Consider the following 519-nt stretch of genomic DNA (forward strand, 5'->3'; position numbering starts at 1 on the left):
CACGCGGATTACGGCGGCGTGGTGCCAGAGTTGGCTTCACGTGACCACGTAAAGAAAACCATTCCTCTTATTAAAGAGGCACTAAAAGAAGCAAACTTAACATCCCAAGACATCGACGGCGTGGCTTACACTGCCGGTCCTGGTTTAGTTGGTGCTTTGCTAGTGGGTGCAACCATTGGTCGTAGTATTGCTTACGCATGGGGTGTGCCTGCTGTTCCTGTTCATCACATGGAAGGTCATTTGCTCGCGCCAATGCTAGAAGATAACCCACCACCATTCCCATTTGTGGCGGTGTTGGTTTCTGGCGGTCACTCGATGATGGTGGAAGTAAAAGGCATTGGTGAATACAAGATTCTAGGCGAATCCATTGATGATGCAGCCGGTGAAGCATTTGATAAGACGGCTAAGCTGATGGGGCTAGATTACCCAGGCGGTCCTCTGTTATCTAAGCTAGCAGAGAAAGGTACTCCGGGTCGCTTTAAGTTCCCACGACCAATGACCAATGTGCCGGGTTTGGAT

At 50.1% G+C, this 519-nt stretch carries 1 protein-coding gene; it reads left to right on the forward strand.

Annotation, left to right across the window (positions count from 1 at the left end; translation table 11 throughout):
- Nucleotides 1-519: tRNA (adenosine(37)-N6)-threonylcarbamoyltransferase complex transferase subunit TsaD (locus R7Z50_RS31040; RefSeq protein WP_318150218.1), on the forward strand; the 519-nt coding region annotated here is incomplete at both ends.

The sequence above is a fragment of the Vibrio sp. 1249-1 genome (genome assembly GCF_033340495.1).